Below are 17,563 nucleotides of genomic sequence, written 5' to 3' on the forward strand. Positions count from 1 at the left end.
TGCATGTGTGGGGACTTTGGCCGAAAGTTAAGCTGAAATTCGCTGAATTTTATCCACGATATGGAGGTCTGCCCATGAGCGTCCTTTTACTGCTCATCAGTGCCCTGATTCTGATCTATGTGGGAGTTGGCGGCACCACCGCTGCTCTGGTGATGTCCATCGCAACCTTAGTAGGCCTGTTCCAAGATGAGTGGCACATTGCCAGCATTCTGTTTGGTGGTCTTTTTCTCGCTCTCGCCCTGATTCTGGTTATACCCAGCGAACTACGCCTGGATAAATTCAGCCGCCCGCTGCTGGGCTGGGTTCGAAGCCGCCTTCCCAAGCTCTCTTCAACCGAAGAAGAAGCCCTCAAATCCGGCTCTGTGGACTGGGATGGCGAGCTGTTTTCCGGCAAGCCGAAATGGTCAAAGCTTCTGGATGCAAAACCCGCGCAGCTGTCCGCCGAAGAGCAGGCGTTTCTCGATGGCCCGGTAGAAAAACTCTGCGCCATGCTGGATGACTGGAAGATTACCCACGAACACTATGACCTGCCGGAGAAAGCCTGGAAGTTTATCCGTGAGAACGGGTTTTTCGGTTTGGTGATTCCGAAAGAAGACGGCGGCATGGGCTTCTCCAACACTGCCCACTCAGAAATCGTAATGAAGATTTCCACCCGCAGCGTGTCTGCAGCCGTCACCGTAATGGTACCCAACTCCCTCGGCCCGGGTGAGTTGCTAATGCATTACGGCACTGATGAGCAGAAAAAACACTACCTGCCAAGGCTGTCCGGTGGTGAGGAAATTCCTTGCTTTGCCCTGACCTCACCTGTCGCCGGTTCCGATGCGGGCGCCATTCCCGATAAGGTATTGTGTGCAAGGGCCAGTGGAACGGCGAAGAAGTGCTGGGCCTAAAAGTAACCTGGAACAAACGCTATATTACGCTAGCCCCTGTCGCTACGCTGATTGGCTTGGCGATCAAGGTTTACGACCCGGAAAGTCTGCTGGGCGACAATGCCGATATAGGTGTGACCTGCGTTCTGGTCCCCCGGGAAACCGAGGGTGTACACGCGGGTGCAAGACACCTGCCCATGAACACCGTATTCATGAACGGGCCCACATGGGGCACCGAAGTGTTTATCCCTATGGATCAGGTTATTGGCGGCCAGGACATGCTCGGTAAGGGCTGGACCATGCTGCTGGAATGCCTGTCCATTGGCCGTTCTATTTCCCTGCCCGCACTGGGCACAGGCGCGGGCAAGGTTGCCAGCCTGGCGACCGGCTCCTACGCCTATACGCGCGAGCAGTTCGGCCGCTCTATTAGCCAATTTGAAGGTGTGCAAGAAGCCCTGGAACCTATCGCCGGCTACACTTACATGATGGACGCAGCGCGCTTGTTGACCGCCGGCATGCTGGACAGAGGCGTGCGGCCGGCTGTGCCTTCAGCGCTGCTGAAATACCGCAACACCGATCTGATGCGCATCGTAATCAACCATGCCATGGATGTGGTAGCAGGGCGCGGCGTCATTACCGGCCCCCGCAACTTCATGGCCCGCGCCTATAATGCTGTACCCATTGGCATTACGGTTGAGGGCGCAAACATTCTGACCCGCAGTTTGATGGTGTTTGGCCAGGGCGCCATTCGCTGTCACCCGTTTATTGTTGACGAAATTGCCGCCGCTGGCATGGAAGACGAAGACCAAGCCACTAAAAAGTTCGATGGTATCTTCTACCGACACCTGGCCCACACCACGCGAAACGCTCTACGGGCACTCGTTCTGGGCCTGACCGGCGGGCTGCTTGAATCGGTACCAAGACAAGGCAATATCAAGTCTTCTTACCGCCAACTTGCCCGCTTCTCGGCAGGGTTTGCGCTGATGACCGATGTCACTTTGCTCTCCGTAGGCGGTGGCCTCAAAGCCAAGCAACGTCTCTCCGGGCGAATGGCAGACAGTCTCGTACAGCTGTATTACGCCTCAGCGGTTATCAAACAGTGGCATGAAGAAGGCTACCCAAGTGACCAGCGACCGCTGGTGGACTGGTGCCTGCAGTCCTGCTTGCGGGATTTGCAGCACTCCATGCGTGAGGCGATCATTAATTTCCCGGTACCTGCCCTGCGCTGGCCGTTGCGCCTGCTGGTGTTTCCGCTGGGTGCAACTGGCCTCAACGGGCCGGATGACAAGCTAGGCACTCGCGTGGCGGCCAGCATTGTCAAGGACACGCCACTACGCCAGCGAATCAGCCGTGGTGCTTACACCACCATGGACCCAGAAGACCCTCTTGGCCGTGTTTTGAATGCCTACAAGCTGGCTAACGAAACCGCCGAAATGCGTAGCCGCCTGCACGACGCTGTTCGCAATCGTGATGAAGACGACCTGGACGGCATTTCGTTATTGATGGGCCATGAACGCAAAAAACTGGTGGACTGGGCCTGCGCGGAAGGCGTTGTGAGAGCAGATGAGTGCGAGAAACTTGAGGAAGCACTCACGGCTCTATACGACGTTATCCGGGTCGATGCCTTTGATGAAGAGGGCCTGAAGGCGCTGTCGCGATGTGCCAAGGGAAAACGCAAAGTGGTTGAAAGGCCTGCCAAGGACTAAATCACGTTATTACGAGGGCGTCTTTCGAGGCGCCCTCGCCTCGCAGCCAGACCTCGTCTGGCTAATGCTCACTATGTCTACCCCCGCACTTTTTTAGCCATGGCTTACCGCTTCAAACCCCTATTCAGAATAAAGTAGGGAAAACACTTTTTTGATTATCTATTTAGTAATAAGATATAGGTTATTTATGCACTTATAGTATATATGAATATACCGGTGAGCTATATGGAACTGACTTTCAGCGACGTAACCAAGTCGTTTGGTGATCTCAACGTCATTGAGTACTTCAGCACGACAATCAGAACCGGCGAAATTGTTGCTCTTCTCGGGCCATCTGGCTGCGGGAAATCCACGTTATTGCATATGCTCGCAGGCCTTCAAACGCCATCTACCGGCACCTTGACCGCTGGTGGCAAGCGCATTGAAAAACCATCACCCGAGCGCACGCTGGTATTCCAGGAACACGCTTTATACCCCTGGCTGACATTGGCCGGAAACGTGGCTTTGGCATTGGAGTTTCAGAACACACCAAAGCAAGTTGCTCTCGCCGAGGCCCAGAAATGGCTGACAAAAGTAGAGCTCGCGGGCTTTGAGCACTACTACCCGCATCAGGTGTCTGGTGGTATGCGGCAGCGCTGTGCACTGGCCCGGGCTTTCATCGCCCGGCCCCAAGTGCTGCTGCTGGATGAACCCTTCGGCGCACTCGATGCTCTAACACGAATGACACTGCAAAGTGTTTTGAAGGATCTGATCGAGGAAGAACGCCCTACGGTGGTGCTGGTTACACATGATGTAGACGAAGCGCTATATCTGGCCGACCGGGTGCTGGTGTTCAGCAACCGTCCCGCCACCGTGCTAAGCGAAATCGAGCTTGGCCACATGCCCAAAACCCACGATTTATCAGCCTTTGCCGATATCCGGCGCGATGTGCTGAATAAACTGGGCATCGATACTGACACAACGCCGGCTCAGGCCGAAGCAATAGGAGAAACTGTATGATTCGCTGGTTTATGACAACGGCTCTGGCACTGGTACTTGCCGGCCCTGTGTCCGCAAAAGAAGAGTTCCGGGTGGGCTATGTCCGTGTAATGGACGATGCCCAAGCCATGCTCGCACACGAAGCGGGCCTTTATGAAAAGTACGGCCTGGATGCAAAGCTGATTGAATTCAGCTCCGGCACCGATCTGATCAAGGGCATTGTTGGGGGCCAACTGGATATTGGCGTGTTGGGCTTTTCAAATGCCTTCACCTGGGCCTCTCGCGGAGCCGACCTGAAAATTGTTGGCGGCGCCCAGCGTGGTTACCACTCACTGGTTGTGCGCAACGACTCGGGCATTGAATCCGTTGAGGACCTCAAGGGCCGCAACCTCGCCTCACAGAAACAAGGCAGCACCGCCGACATCGTTCTTAAAGGCGTTATGTTAGCCAATGCTGGCTTACAGCCAGATGACCTGAACATTATGGGCGTGGCACCGGCAGTCGCGGTTCAGTCTCTGGTGGGTGGCCGTGTAGACGCCGCCTTCCTGTTTGAACCTTATGATCGAATTGCCCAGCTGGTTGCACCCGTTAAGCAGATCTATGAAATCGGTGAAGTATGGCCGTTCCCATGCATGGTGGTGATTACCTCCGGCGACACACTCAAAAATCGCAAAGATGTTATCTGGGCTGCGCTCGACGCCCAGCGCGATGCTATTAAAATGCTGGAAAACCAGCCTGAAGAAGCGGCTACCTACATCACCGATTACTTCATCAAAGAAGATGTTGTTAAATCCCTCAATGATGGCGACATCCCTTCGGAAAAGGTCATTGCTCAGGCGATTCAGACCAACGATTTCAGCTCCAAACTGACCGGCGCCGATATTGACCGAATGAAAGAACTGGCGGGCATCATGCAAAAACAGGGCATTCTTTCTGACGAAGAAGCGTTCGATGTTGACGCATTGCTGGACCTGACCTGGCAAGAGACTCGTGAGCTTTAAACATGAGCAATAGCCAGACCATGGGCGTCGCAACCAAACGGGCTTATGTTGTCGCCATCGCCGTTATCCTGTTTTTCTGGCAGGTAGCGGCGTGGTTTCTGCCCGACTTTTTGATGCCGGATGTACACACAGCCATTCTTCGATTATGGGAAGAGCTCAACAGCGCCGAGTTCTATGAAGGGCTTGGCAACAGCATGACACGGCTTGGAGCCGGATACGGAGCGGCACTGTTCTTCGGAATCCTGCTGGGGTTGGTTGGTGGCACCATCAACGCGGTACGCAGCCCCCTGAAGGCGGCCATTATTATTCTGCAATCCATTCCGTCGATTGCCTGGGTTCCCCTGTTCCTCATTCTGATGGGCTTCGGGAACCTGCCCATTATTGTTGTTGTGGCGATTGGGGCGTTTTTCCCCACCGCGCTGAGTGTAATGAACGCCACAGAAAGCGTTGAAAAAGTGCATATTTCTGCGGCTCGGGTAATGGGCGCGTCGAAAGTACAAATGCTGAGGCGCGTGTACTTTCCTGCGGTTACGCCAGAACTGATTACCGGGGCCCAGCTGGCTTTTGGTAACGCCTGGCGCGCATTGATATCCGCAGAAATGATTGTTGGTTTCAGCGCCGGACTGGGCAAATCGCTAGCCTATTCCGGCGAGATTGCGGATATGACTGGCGTAATGACGAACATTCTGGTTATTGCAATCCTGGCTGCGGTGATCGACCAAGTAATTCTTGAGCGTATTAAACACCGGCTACTTCGGTACCAGTACCTTTGATAGCATGATGACGGGCCGTTAGCGGCCCGTCATCATTTTCAAGCCATTATCCCCTGCCCTGCCCCTGCCTTTTGCCTTTATCTTGTGGCCTAACTTGACAGAATCCCGGTTCGCCATCTTTACTGTAGCTTGTACTCGGTAGATTGAGTGCAGACTCCAACGGTCGTTTTTCCCATTGCCATTGGAAGACAATAACAACAAACAATAATTGCCAGTGTCTTAACAACTGGCCATACAGGGATGCTTGCCGTGACCGATCGTGCCCAGCAACCAACCGCTATTCTGGAAACCCACGGCCTCACCAAAGACTTCAAAGGCTTTACCGCCGTAAAGGACATCAACCTCAGTGTCCAAACCGGCTCAATTCATGCCCTGATCGGCCCCAACGGCGCGGGCAAAACCACATTTTTTAATCTGCTGACCAAGTTCCTGACTCCGACATCCGGTCGAATCATCTATAACGGCAAGGACATTACTAAGGCCAAGCCCGCAGGTATCGCACAACGCGGGTTGATTCGCTCGTTTCAGATTTCTGCCGTGTTTCCTCACCTGTCGGCCAGAGAAAACGTCCGCATTGCCTTGCAACGAAAACTGCAGGTGTCCTACCAATTCTGGCGCCCACTGCGAATTCTCAACCAGCTTAACGAAGAGGCCCAGGCGACACTGGAACTGGTTGGCCTGGGCAAGCTTGCTAATGTAGAAGCCGTTGAACTGCCCTACGGACAGAAAAGGGCGCTGGAAATAGCCACCACCATAGCTCTGAAACCAAAACTGATGCTGCTGGATGAACCCACACAGGGCATGAGCGCAGAAGATGTGAGCACCGTGACCGACCTGATCAAGCGTGTGGTCGAGGGCAGGACCATTGTCATGGTTGAGCACAACCTTAATGTGGTGTCGACGCTCGCCGATAAAATCACCGTACTGAACCGGGGGGAAATCCTTGCGGAAGGCAATTATGACGAGGTTTCCAGCAACCCCGACGTGATGGAAGCCTATATGGGAACCACTGATGCCACCTGACCAGAGCCCGGAATTACTGCGGATTGAGAACCTGCACGCTTGGTACGGCGAGTCCCACGTGCTCCATGGCTTGAGCCTGACGCTCCGAGAGGGCGAGGTCATTACATTACTCGGCCGCAACGGATCCGGGCGAACAACCACCCTGAAAGCCATTCTCGGGCTGGTTAGTAAACGCACTGGCTCCATCAAAATCCACGACACCGAAATCATCAACCTGCCCACACACAAGATTGCCCACGTGGGCAAGCTGGGGTATTGCCCGGAGGAGCGGGGGATTTTTGCCTCTTTAAACGTGGATGAAAACCTCGAACTGCCTCCGATCGTCGCCAAAGGCGGGCTGTCGGTAGACGAAATCTACACCATGTTTCCCAACCTGAAAGAGCGCCGTAAAAGCCAGGGCTCCAAGCTTTCCGGGGGCGAGCAGCAAATGCTGGCGATTGCCAGAATCCTGCGCACCGGCGCCACCCTTCTGCTACTGGACGAAATCACCGAAGGGCTTGCCCCGGTCATCTTGAAATCCCTGGGTGGTGTCATTCGCAAACTGAGAGAGCGGGGTTTCACGATCATTTTGGTGGAACAAAATTTCCACTTTGCCGCACCTTTGGCCGATCGGCATTACGTGATCGAGCATGGCAAAGTCGTACAACAAATTGATGCGGCCGATCTTGAGGCCAAAAAAGAGCAATTGAACAGACACTTAAGTGTCTGAGCCAGTGGGCCAGGCCCCCTTCATGGACCCGACCCAGAACCTAAGAACAAAAAGGAAACCACTATGTTCAAGCACTGGAAACAAGGCCTGGTCAGCGCCGTGGCAACAGCGTCTCTTGCATTGCCTCTTTTAGCCTCAGCCGAGGGCTTGTCTGACGACAAGGTAAAGATTGGTGTACTCAGTGATATGTCCGGGGTCTACAAGTCCCTGGAAGGCCCTGGAGCCGTTGTCGCGGCAAAAATGGCCATCGAAGACTTTGGCGGCGAGGTGATGGGTAAAGCCATTGAGGTGATCTCTGCGGATCACCAGAATAAGCCAGATATTGGCGCCAGCACGGCCCGTGAATGGATCGATACCAAAGGCGTGGACATGATCACGGCTCTGGATAACTCCTCTGTCGGGCTTTCCGTGCAGGGTTTGGCCAAGGACAAAAAGATCATCACCATGAATACGGGCGCAGGGTCCACCGCGTTAACCGAAGAACAATGTTCGCCTTATGGCATTCATTATGTCTACGACACCCATGCCTTGCCGGTTGGCACGGCCACGGCGATGGTTAAAAACGGCGGCAAAAAGTGGTTCTTTATCACGGCAGACTACGCCTTTGGGCACTCACTTCGGGATAACACAGGTGATGTTGTGAAAAGCATGGGTGGCGAGGTCGTTGGTAATGTAAACGCGCCGCTCTCTACCAATGATTTCTCATCCTATTTGCTGCAGGCCCAATCCTCCGGTGCCGACGTAATTGGGCTGGCCAACGCCGGCCAGGATACGGTCAATGCCATCAAGCAGGCGAACCAGTTCCGTATCGTCCAGAGCGGTCAGAAACTGGCGGGCATGTTGGTGTTCATCACAGATGTGCACAGTATGGGTCTGGAGATCGCGCAGGGTCTGCAATTTACCACCGCTTTTGTCTGGAACCAGAATGAGGAAACCAAAGCATGGTCTGACCGGTTCAATAAGATCCATGGTGCCATGCCTACCATGGTTCAGGCGGGCGTTTACTCGGCAGTCACTAACTACCTGAAAGCAGTCAAGGAAGCCGGAACGGACGAGACCGAGGCCGTTCGCGCCAAGCTGGGTGAAATGACTCTGAATGACATGTTCGTGAAGGGTGGAAAAATCGCGCCCAACGGCTCCATGTTGCACGACATGTATTTGGTGGAAGCGAAAAAACCTTCGGAATCGGAAAGCGAGTGGGATCTGCTGAGGGTGATCTCAAAGATTCCCGCAGACCAAGCCTACATCTCGATGGAAGAATCCAAGTGTTCGCTGGTTAATTAATACACGACTTAACCACCACTTGAAGGGAGATAGCCAACATGTCGATACAGGTCATTCTGGCCCAGGCGCTGCTTGGGCTTAATGTCGGTGTGTTTTACGCCATGTTGAGCCTTGGGCTCGCGGTAATATTTGGGCTGCTGAATATTATCAACTTTGCCCACGGCGCCATGTACATGCTCGGCGCTTTCATCGCCTTGATTGGCTACTCTTTTTTGGAGAAGTGGCTGGGGGTCAGTATCCAGATCGGTTTCTGGGCTTCGCTGGTTATCGTGCCTCTGTTGGTTGGCCTGCTGGGGGTGCTCATTGAGCGCTTCCTGCTCCGCCGCCTGTACGAGCTGGATCACATATACGGGCTGCTGCTGACGTTCGGAATCACCTTGATTCTTCAGGGCCTGTTTTCTAACTACTTCAACGTGTCCGGCACCCCTTACCCGGGTCAGCCGGAGAGCCTCAGTGGGGTGGTGAACCTAGGCTTTATGTATTTCCCAACCTATCGCCTGTTCGCCATCGTTGTGTCTCTTATCGTATGTTTTGCAACCTGGTTTTTTATCGAGCACACCAAGCTGGGCTCGCGGCTGCGGGCCGGCGTCGAAAACCCCGATCTGACCCAGGCCTTTGGTCTCAATGTTCCGTTAATGGTCACCCTAACCTTTGCCTTCGGCGCTGGCCTTGCTGGCCTGGCGGGGGTACTGGCGGCTCCCATTTACTCGGTCAGCCCGTTGATGGGGGCCGATTTAATCATCGTGGTGTTCGCCGTGGTGGTGATCGGCGGCATGGGCTCGATCATGGGCGCCATTCTCTCTGGCCTTGCCCTGGGCCTTATTGAAGGTCTCACCAAGGTGTTCTACCCACCCGCCGCTAGCACCGTGATTTTCTTTTTGATGGTGTTGGTACTGCTGTTCCGCCCGGCGGGACTGTTTGGTAAGGAGAAGTGAGCCACTCATGACCAATCGTATCCTGTTTATGCTGATGCTCATTGGTGGCCTGACCGCACCGCTCTTCGCCTATCCAGTGTTTGTCATGGATTTGCTGTGCTTCGCGCTGTTTGCCTGCGCATTCAACCTGCTATTGGGTTACGCCGGGCTGTTGTCATTTGGCCATGCGGCCTTTTTCGGCGGGGCGGCCTACATCACCGGGTACGTCACCAAGGAATGGGGCTTTTCACCGCTGCTAGGCATATTGGCGGGCACCGGGTTCACCCTTGTTCTCGGCGGCATCTTTGGCTTTCTGGCGATTCGCCGGCAAGGCATCTATTTCGCCATGGTTACCCTGGCGCTGGCGCAGATTGTTTATTTTCTAGCGCTGCAGATGCCGTTTACCGGCGGCGAGAACGGTCTGCAGGGCATTCCCCGAGGCGAGCTGTTCGGGTTCATCGACCTCAACCACTCACTCACCATGTACTATTTTGTATTCACCATTTTCCTGATCGGGTTCGGCATTATCTACCGCACCATTCATTCACCGTTTGGTGAGGTACTCCAGGCCATTCGGGAGAACGAATCCCGCGCCCTGTCACTGGGGTACGACGTAGAACGCTTCAAGCTGCTGGCCTTTGTGATCTCCGCTACCCTTGCCGGGCTAGCCGGCGCTACCAAAGCCATCGTTTTTCAGTTTGCGGCGCTCACAAACGCCCACTGGCAAACCTCCGGCGAAGTTATTCTGATGACCCTTGTAGGTGGGCTGGGCACAGTTTTTGGCCCGGTCGTCGGCGCCATCACCGTCGGCGCCCTCAGTCACGAATTGTCTGCCTTCGGCTCTTGGGTTCAGGTGATTCTGGGCACTATTTTTGTAGTCTGTGTGATGGTGTTCCGGCGTGGCATTGTCGGTGAAGTTCTGCGCCTGGTTAACCGTAAGAAGGATTAAGCGTTATGCGTGTTATTTCTGCACAGGAGGTGGCCGGCGCACTGGCATGGCCGGCACTGATCGAACGTCTCGCCTGCACATTCCGCCAAGGTGTCGAGGCACCACCAAGGCACCATCACGCCATGCATCGCCCAGATGGCGAGGCCACCATGCTCCTCATGCCTGCCTGGGAAGCGGCGGGATATATCGGCATGAAAATGGTCAACGTGTTCCCGCAGAATGCCAACGCCGGTCTGCCCGCCATCTCCGGCCTGTATATTCTGTGCGAAGGCCAGCACGGCACCCCCTTGGCTTGCATCGACGGCGGTGCACTAACCAGCCGGCGCACAGCAGCGGCTTCTGCCCTGGCGGCCCGAGAGCTTTCGCGCCACGATGCCTCATCCCTGCTGGTGGTTGGCACCGGTAAGCTAGCGCCCATGCTCATCGAAGCCCATGCCACCGTGCGTCCCATCCGCAGGGTACGGATTTGGGGCCGTAATCCGGACAAGTCAGCAGCACTGGCTGAGCGTTTCCGTGACCGCTTTGATTGTGAGTCGGTGACTGATTTAAAAACCGCTGTCCAGGAATCCGACATCATCAGTTGTGCGACTCTATCAACCGAACCACTGGTTCGGGGGGAGTGGTTGCAGCCAGGCAGCCACCTGGATCTGGTTGGTGCGTTCCGGCCATCCATGCGGGAAACAGACGCTCGGTGCCTGGCCCGCAGCGAGGTATTTGTTGATACCTACGCCGGTGCCATGGGTGAGGCCGGAGACCTGTTACAGGCCATTGGCGAGGGCGCACTGCGTGAAACCGACTTGCGGGCAGAGCTGGCGGAACTGCTAAAAGGCTCAAAGCCCGGACGCTCTGATGACGAGGCAATTACGCTTTTCAAATCCGTGGGCGCCTCGCTGGAGGACCTTGCCGCCGCCATCGAGGTGTGGGAGACCCTGGAAGGCAAAAAATAGAGTCAAAGGTCGCAAAGTGCCGTCGGTTATTCAGACCTTAAGCCTCCTCTGATGGCCTCATCGACCAGCCACCCTCTTAGCAGTTGTATGCTTCGTTCTCTGCGCCGGCTGGTTTTCCAGGCAAAATAGAACCGGTCCCCGGTCACCAGTGGGTGGCAAGGCAAACGCACAAATTCTTCAGAATCCTTACGGGTGCTGAGCATGTAATCGTTGGTCAGCGCGATACCCTGGTGAAAGCGTGCGGCTTCCAGAGCCAACAGCATGTGGCTGAAATGCTGAATGCGAGCCCCCGAAGGCATCGTTTTATCCACTGCCTGGTACCAGGCCTCCCAATCTCCGGCCGCCTTGTCATAAATACTGTGGGTGGACAACAGGGGGAAACGGGCTACCTCGGTGGTGGTCATGGCGGGTTCGTCGCGCCCTGTTACATCGGCCTCCCGGCCTAATTCCCGGCGGATACGTTGCCAATAATCCGGGCTGCACACAGGAAAGAGCCGCTCCACGTACAGAAGCTCGTAACTGTAGGCCGGTGAATCCCGGTGAATGGTAATAAAACAATCCGCGACCCGGTCGGACAACACCGGGTTTTCGCTGCTCATTTCCAACGCCAGCTCCACTTGCGGGTGCAGCCGTTGCAATTCCGGCAACCTCGGTACCAGCCAACGCACAGCAAAGGAGCTAAATAGCGACAAACGCAGCCGTGCCCCTTCGTGGCCCAGCAGCTGCTCACTGGCCCGCTCTATTTGCAGCAAAGAGGTACTGATAACGTCCAGATATTGCCGGCCCTCATCCGTCAGCGCCAGTGTGCGCCCGCTGCGCCAAAACAGCTTTTCACCCAGGTAGGTTTCCAGCTGTTTGATTTGATGGCTCACCGCACTCTGGCTTACCGACAGCTCCTGGGCAGCCAGGGAAAAGCTGTTGAGGCGGGCGACGGCTTCAAATACGGGCAGGGCTTTGAGCGGAGGTAGCTTCATTATCTATTTTTCTAATACTTAGTGAATAAACATCATTTTATCGGATATTAAAGCGCAAGTAGACTAAGACTGCCACTTCCTACGTGGGCGTTTTATTCATATACAGTTATCAGGAAAAAGAACATGTCAGGCAAAACGGTAAACAGCGCCATTCTTCTGCTTGTGCTTGGCAACGCCATGGCATTGATATCCGACGTGTTTATCAAACTTATGGAGCCGGGCGCTCCGATTTTCCAGTTTGCGTTTCTGCGCTGTTTGATCACGCTCGTGTTCCTGGTGCCGCTGGCTCGCAAGATCGACCTGAACAACCTGTTTGCTGGCATAAAAGTACACGCGGTTCGGGCACACATTCATCTGGCGGGCCTACTGTGCATGATCGTGGCCCTGAGCAACCTGCCCCTGGCCACGGCCAACGCAGTGTTTTACGCGGCTCCGATTCTGGTGATGGTATTTTCGGTATTCTTTTTCCGTGAATCCCTCACGCCCCTGAGCGTGTTTGCAGTGTTCAGCGGCTTTGCCGGCATCATTGTTATTCTGCGCCCGGTAGAGTTCAACTGGGCAGCCATTGCAGCGCTTGGGTCCGCCCTTACACTGGCAATCAACGCTGTGATGGTACGCAAGCTGCCAAAAGGCCAAACCACGGTGCACAAGCTGTTTCTCAACTACCTGTTGGTGATTCCTGCTTCCGCCTTGCTTGCCATATGGGAGTGGCAACAAGGCGCAACCTGGCATCCAGAGATTTTGCTCACGGCAGCCGGTTCCGCACTATTTATCCTGGGATACAACATCACCGTTTTGTTGGCCTACCGCCAGGTAGATGCAAACCAGGTAACCAGCGCCGAGTACACCGGGCTAATCTGGGCGGTAGGTATTGGCTGGATCTGGTTCAACGAAGTGCCCGACTGGTGGTTCCTGGTGGGCAGCATGATGGTTGTGGTGCCGCTGGTGCTTATAGGCCTCAATCAGCGCCGGAAATCGCCTGCCAGAGGCTTCAACCCCGCCACTCGTGAGGAGCGCCAAGCGGCTACCACCGAAGTCTGACGCAACCGGAAGTACTCAGGGGCCTTTCTTCAAAAAGGTCTCTATTGCAAACGTATGGGTGCACTCATCACCAAGTGCTCTTAATGACTCTGCCAGCCTAAGTAGATACTCGGAGTTAGGCCCACTCGGCCCAGCCGCTTTCGCAATCTGGCGGGCGATATCGGCTTCCGGAGCATGACCAAGAAACGCCTCATTGTCCTCAGTCGCGATATAAACCAGCCCTTCCGCGTGACTGCCGTTTTCAAACGTCAGGGTTGTAGAAAACCGCAAATACCCGTTCTTTTCTCGCACATCCAAATGCTCAAACACATTCGGTGATACCCGAAACGCCATGCCTTTACATTTGGCTCCCGGCTGCTCGATCAACGTTGCCACACGGCCAGGCGCTCCCGGAGTGCCACGGTGATCGTGGGACCCCTGCCAGAATCGGCGAGCCCAGCCCTGAATAGACGCAGGGCGCTGTTCCAGGAACGGGAAGTCCACTTTATAGATCAGCGAGCCATAACCGAACAACCAGATCGATTCGATGCCGGAGAAATCCTGTCGGTTGCGGTTGTGCTCTGTGGTGTCGGTGGACATCGCGTTCCTTATGCTCCTGATAACCCTGTACTGGCAATAAAGCCTGTAATACCTGTAAGAACGATCTCGGCTGCCATGGCGGAGAGTACAAGGCCGCTGATTTTAGAGAGGATGTTGAGGCCAGTTTTACCGAGAGCCTTTTCCAGATATCCTGATAAGTGCAACAATATACCCAGAATAAGCAGACCGGAAATCAGGCCAAACAAACCACCGGCAACTTCCGGAACCGCCTTGAGCTCGGCACCGTATACCAGAATGGCACCGATGGTGGCCGGGCAATCATCACCGGAACCGCCAGCGGCACCACAGCGATATCGTCGCGATCTTCTTCTGGCAGGCCCGTGGCATGGTTGCGGGTGCCGCTGGTGACCAGGCTAATGGCTGTCAGAAACAGCAGCGTACCTGCACCAATGCGAAAGGAATCCAGGGTAATACCAATCGCACTGAATAGCAGCGGCCCGCCAAAGAACAGTATCACGCCCATAACGGAGGCGGCGATGCAGGCTCGGCGAATGATCGAGGCCTTTTCGGCCGCAGGCAGCCTCGGGTCAAGGCAATAAACATCGATACCGCGAAGAAAGGAGCCAACAGAAACAAAAAGCGAATCGTACTATTGATGTAGGTGCTAAAAAACATTTCAAACATCGATGGTTTCCGGTCAGTTTAAACGCCAATCATAGCGTCTAACCCGGATTTTCGCCGTACGCAACAGGACGTATTGCAAGCAAAGTCCTGAATTTACACTAGGATATAGATATCCCCTATTCGTTTCATTGGTTCAAACAGAGGGCGTTTGCGTCATGAAGATTGGCATTCCGAAGGAAATTTTTACCGACGAACGGCGGGTTGCAGCAACACCCCCCTCCGTCCACAAACTTATTGCTCTGGGCTATGAGGTCGTTATTGAGGCCGGCGCAGGCGAAGCCGCGCACTATCGCGATGAAGCCTACGAACACGTTGGCGCCACCATCGCGGCAGACACCCACTCACTATGGAGCGAAGCCGATTTCATTCTGAAAGTTCGCGCACCCATGCACAACGCAGCGCTGGACAAGCACGAAGCTGACCTGATGAAGGAAGGGGCTTTCCTGGCCAGTTATATTTGGCCCGGCCAAAACCCAGAGCTCTTGAAAAACCTTGCAGCTCGAAACATTACCACGTTTGCCATCGACAGCTTGCCGCGGATCAGCCGCGCGCAAAAAATGGATGCGCTGAGCGCCATGGCCAACATCGCCGGGTACCGCGCGGTAGTGGAAGCTGCCAATCACTTCGGGCGTTTTTTCACCGGCCAGATGACTGCAGCCGGCAAGGTGCCACCAGCCAAGGTAATGGTCATAGGCGCTGGCGTCGCCGGGCTTGCAGCGGTAGGAGCGGCAAACAGCCTGGGAGCCATTGTTCGGGCATTTGACACCCGGCTGGAAGTGAAAGAACAAATTGAAAGCATGGGTGCCGAATTTCTTCAGCTGGATTTTGATGAAGAAGAAGGCAGTGGCACCGGCGGATATGCCAAACAGATGAGCGACGAGTTCATCAAGGCAGAAATGGCCCTGTTCGCGGAACAGGCCAAAGAGGTGGATATCATCATCACCACCGCCCTGATTCCCGGCAAGCCAGCCCCGAAATTGATTACGGCAGACATGGTGAAATCCATGAAGCCAGGCAGTGTGATTGTCGATCTGGCATCCGAGCGCGGCGGTAACTGCGAGCTCACTGAGCCTGGCAAGATCGTGAATCAGCACGACGTCACGCTCATTGGTTACACAGACCTGCCCAGCCGCATGGCCAAGGTAGCCAGTGATCTGTACGCCACCAACCTGTTCCACCTGGTAACCGAGCTGACGCCCGAGAAAGACGGCCAGCCGAAGGTGAACATGGAAGACGACGTTATCCGTGGCCTTACGGTTGTGCAAAATAATGACGTAACCTGGCCACCACCACAGCCAGAGACCCCGGTTAGCCCCAAGCCGGCTCCAGGCACTGAAGAGCCCTCTGCCGAGCAAAAAGCAGCTGCACGCAAGGAATCTGAGCGCCGCAGCCTTATTGGCAAGGGTGCTGCGCTCATTCTCACCATCGCAGCGCTCTACGGCGTTGGCGCTTACGCACCGGAGAGTTTTCTACGCCACTTCACCGTGTTTGTGCTGGCCTGTTTCATTGGTTGGCAGGTCGTTTGGAACGTAACAGCCTCACTGCATACGCCCTTGATGAGTGTAACCAACGCCATCAGCGGCATAATCGTAATTGGTGCCATATTGCACTTGGCCCAAGCAGACAGCGTCGCGGTTGGGATCATGGCGTTTATGGCGGTGCTGATTGCCAGCATCAACGTAGGGGGCGGCTTCCGGGTCACCCATCGCATGCTTAAAATGTTCCGCAGATAGGAGGCGATCCCCCATGGGTACAGGACTCGTTAGTGTGGCCTACGTAGTGGCCAGCGTATTGTTTATTTTCAGTCTTGGAGGCCTGAGCCACCAGGAATCCGCACGCAGAGGCAATCTTTATGGGGTTGCCGGCATTCTCATCGCACTGGTGGCTACCATGGCCAGTGTCAGTGACAGTGGCCTCGTTGCCATTGTGATCGCAGTGTTGGTGGGGGCCAGTATTGGTGTCGCCATCGCCAATAAGGTTGAAATGACCCAAATGCCTCAACTGGTGGCCTTGCTGCACAGCTTTGTGGGTCTGGCCGCGGTGCTGGTGGGCTTTTCTGGTTACATAGATCCGCTCACCCACACCACGGGTGCTGAGCACACCATTAAACTGGTGGAAGTGTTTGTGGGTATCTTCATTGGTGCCATCACGTTCACCGGGTCACTGATAGCCTGCGGCAAGCTTGATGGCCGAATCGACAGTAAAGCCCTCACCCTGCCCGGCCGGCACCTAATGAACCTGGCCGCTCTGGCAGTATCCGTGCTACTGGGCGCCTGGTTCCTGGGCACTGACAGCATGGCGCTGGGCATACTTGCCTTGGTGCTGATGACCGTCGTTGCCGCCGTATTGGGCATTCACCTGATTATGGCCATTGGCGGTGCGGACATGCCAGTGGTGGTCTCCATGCTCAACAGTTACTCCGGCTGGGCGGCGGCCTCGATCGGCTTCATGTTAGGCAACGACCTGCTGATCGTAACCGGCGCGTTGGTGGGCAGCAGCGGCGCCATCCTCAGTTACATCATGTGCAAGGCCATGAACCGGTCGTTTATCAGCGTTATCCTTGGCGGCTTTGGCCAAACCAGCAGCAGTTCTGCCGCAGTGGGTTCTGACGACCAGGTCGCTCTGGAGACCAGTGCAGACGAAGTATGCGAGGAACTGCGCAACGCCGATTCGGTGATTATCGTGCCGGGTTACGGCATGGCCGTAGCGCAAGCCCAAAGTGGCGTCAGCGATATGACCAAACTGCTTCGGGAACGCGGTGTAACTGTGCGTTTTGGCATTCACCCGGTTGCCGGTCGACTGCCTGGGCACATGAACGTGCTTCTGGCAGAAGCCCATGTGCCTACGACATCGTTCTGGAGATGGACGAAATTAACGCAGACTTCCCGAGCACAGATGTCGTGCTGGTTATCGGTGCCAACGACACAGTGAATCCGGCAGCAGCAGAAGACCCGGGCAGCCCCATTGCCGGCATGCCGGTGCTAGAGGTTTGGAAGGCGCGGCACGTGGTCATTCTAAAACGAGGTATGGCAACAGGCTATTCCGGCGTGGAAAACCCACTGTTCTTCAAAGACAACTCACGCATGCTTTTCGGAGACGCCAAGGAAAGCATTGATAAGCTGCTAGCAGGTTTGCGGGACTGATTACTTCTTGGGCCGATAACAGGACCAC

15 protein-coding genes and 2 pseudogenes are annotated in these 17,563 nt (G+C 55.2%); 13 read left to right on the forward strand and 4 right to left on the reverse strand.

From position 1 onward, the window contains the following. The first annotated feature begins 74 nt into the window (after positions 1-74). From BCA33_RS11330 to BCA33_RS11375, 10 genes and pseudogenes are all read left to right on the forward strand, one after another. Positions 75-2,575 (forward strand): annotated as a pseudogene (locus BCA33_RS11330) (acyl-CoA dehydrogenase). 225 nt (positions 2,576-2,800) lie between these two features. Further along, a complete protein-coding gene (locus tag BCA33_RS11335; RefSeq protein ID WP_071265905.1) occupies positions 2,801-3,574 on the forward strand; it encodes an ABC transporter ATP-binding protein in 774 nt (257 codons plus the stop codon). Beyond that, positions 3,571-4,554: an ABC transporter substrate-binding protein gene (locus BCA33_RS11340; RefSeq protein ID WP_071265906.1), complete on the forward strand. Its 984-nt coding sequence runs from the start codon at positions 3,571-3,573 to the stop codon at positions 4,552-4,554. Before BCA33_RS11335 ends, BCA33_RS11340 begins: the two co-directional genes overlap by 4 nt. A gap of 2 nt (positions 4,555-4,556) precedes the next feature. Beyond that, entirely contained in the window at positions 4,557-5,327 is a 771-nt protein-coding gene (locus tag BCA33_RS11345) for an ABC transporter permease (RefSeq protein ID WP_071265908.1), read from the forward strand. A 240-nt stretch (positions 5,328-5,567) separates the two neighbouring features. Next, positions 5,568-6,350 (forward strand): ABC transporter ATP-binding protein, encoded by a 783-nt coding sequence (locus tag BCA33_RS11350; protein WP_071265910.1) that lies wholly within the window; start codon positions 5,568-5,570, stop codon positions 6,348-6,350. Next, positions 6,340-7,059 (forward strand): ABC transporter ATP-binding protein, encoded by a 720-nt coding sequence (locus tag BCA33_RS11355; RefSeq protein ID WP_071265912.1) that lies wholly within the window; start codon positions 6,340-6,342, stop codon positions 7,057-7,059. Before BCA33_RS11350 ends, BCA33_RS11355 begins: the two co-directional genes overlap by 11 nt. Before the next feature lie 63 nt (positions 7,060-7,122). Continuing rightward, a complete protein-coding gene (locus tag BCA33_RS11360; protein WP_071265913.1) occupies positions 7,123-8,343 on the forward strand; it encodes an ABC transporter substrate-binding protein in 1,221 nt (406 codons plus the stop codon). Between the two features lie 38 nt (positions 8,344-8,381). Then, positions 8,382-9,278, forward strand: a complete 897-nt coding sequence (locus tag BCA33_RS11365) for a branched-chain amino acid ABC transporter permease (RefSeq protein ID WP_071265915.1) — start codon at positions 8,382-8,384, stop codon at positions 9,276-9,278. Positions 9,279-9,285: 7 nt separating this feature from the next. Beyond that, a complete protein-coding gene (locus tag BCA33_RS11370) occupies positions 9,286-10,206 on the forward strand; it encodes a branched-chain amino acid ABC transporter permease (RefSeq protein WP_071265917.1) in 921 nt (306 codons plus the stop codon). Positions 10,207-10,211: 5 nt separating this feature from the next. Further along, the gene (locus BCA33_RS11375; protein WP_071265919.1) at positions 10,212-11,153 is read left to right on the forward strand and encodes an ornithine cyclodeaminase family protein; all 942 of its coding nucleotides are present in this window, start codon (positions 10,212-10,214) and stop codon (positions 11,151-11,153) included. Between the two features lie 26 nt (positions 11,154-11,179). Here BCA33_RS11375 and BCA33_RS11380 read toward each other — a convergent pair whose 3' ends face one another. After that, positions 11,180-12,127: a LysR family transcriptional regulator gene (locus BCA33_RS11380; protein WP_071265921.1), complete on the reverse strand. Its 948-nt coding sequence runs from the start codon at positions 12,125-12,127 to the stop codon at positions 11,180-11,182. Positions 12,128-12,250: 123 nt separating this feature from the next. Here BCA33_RS11380 and BCA33_RS11385 point away from each other — a divergent pair, with 123 nt between their 5' ends. Then, positions 12,251-13,168 (forward strand): DMT family transporter, encoded by a 918-nt coding sequence (locus BCA33_RS11385; protein WP_071265923.1) that lies wholly within the window; start codon positions 12,251-12,253, stop codon positions 13,166-13,168. Positions 13,169-13,183: 15 nt separating this feature from the next. On the opposite strand, the gene BCA33_RS11390 is transcribed toward BCA33_RS11385, so the two are convergent. The 3 genes from BCA33_RS11390 to BCA33_RS22810 are packed head-to-tail and all read right to left on the reverse strand — an operon-like array spanning position 13,184 to position 14,231. Next, on the reverse strand, positions 13,184-13,747 hold the full coding sequence (locus BCA33_RS11390; protein ID WP_071265925.1) for a gamma-glutamylcyclotransferase: 564 nt from the start codon (positions 13,745-13,747) through the stop codon (positions 13,184-13,186). 8 nt (positions 13,748-13,755) lie between these two features. Beyond that, on the reverse strand, positions 13,756-14,013 hold the full coding sequence (locus tag BCA33_RS22805; RefSeq protein ID WP_368087244.1) for a MarC family protein: 258 nt from the start codon (positions 14,011-14,013) through the stop codon (positions 13,756-13,758). After that, the gene (locus tag BCA33_RS22810; RefSeq protein WP_368087243.1) at positions 13,941-14,231 is read right to left on the reverse strand and encodes a MarC family protein; all 291 of its coding nucleotides are present in this window, start codon (positions 14,229-14,231) and stop codon (positions 13,941-13,943) included. Before BCA33_RS22810 ends, BCA33_RS22805 begins: the two co-directional genes overlap by 73 nt. A 316-nt stretch (positions 14,232-14,547) precedes the next feature. Between BCA33_RS22810 and BCA33_RS11400 the strand changes: the two genes are divergently transcribed. Then, the gene (locus BCA33_RS11400) at positions 14,548-16,125 is read left to right on the forward strand and encodes a Re/Si-specific NAD(P)(+) transhydrogenase subunit alpha (RefSeq protein ID WP_071265927.1); all 1,578 of its coding nucleotides are present in this window, start codon (positions 14,548-14,550) and stop codon (positions 16,123-16,125) included. Positions 16,126-16,138: 13 nt separating this feature from the next. Beyond that, positions 16,139-17,535 (forward strand): annotated as a pseudogene (pntB, locus tag BCA33_RS11405) (Re/Si-specific NAD(P)(+) transhydrogenase subunit beta). The last annotated feature ends 28 nt before the right edge of the window (positions 17,536-17,563 follow it).

Source organism: Marinobacter sp. AC-23, from assembly GCF_001858325.1.
GTDB lineage: Bacteria > Pseudomonadota > Gammaproteobacteria > Pseudomonadales > Oleiphilaceae > Marinobacter.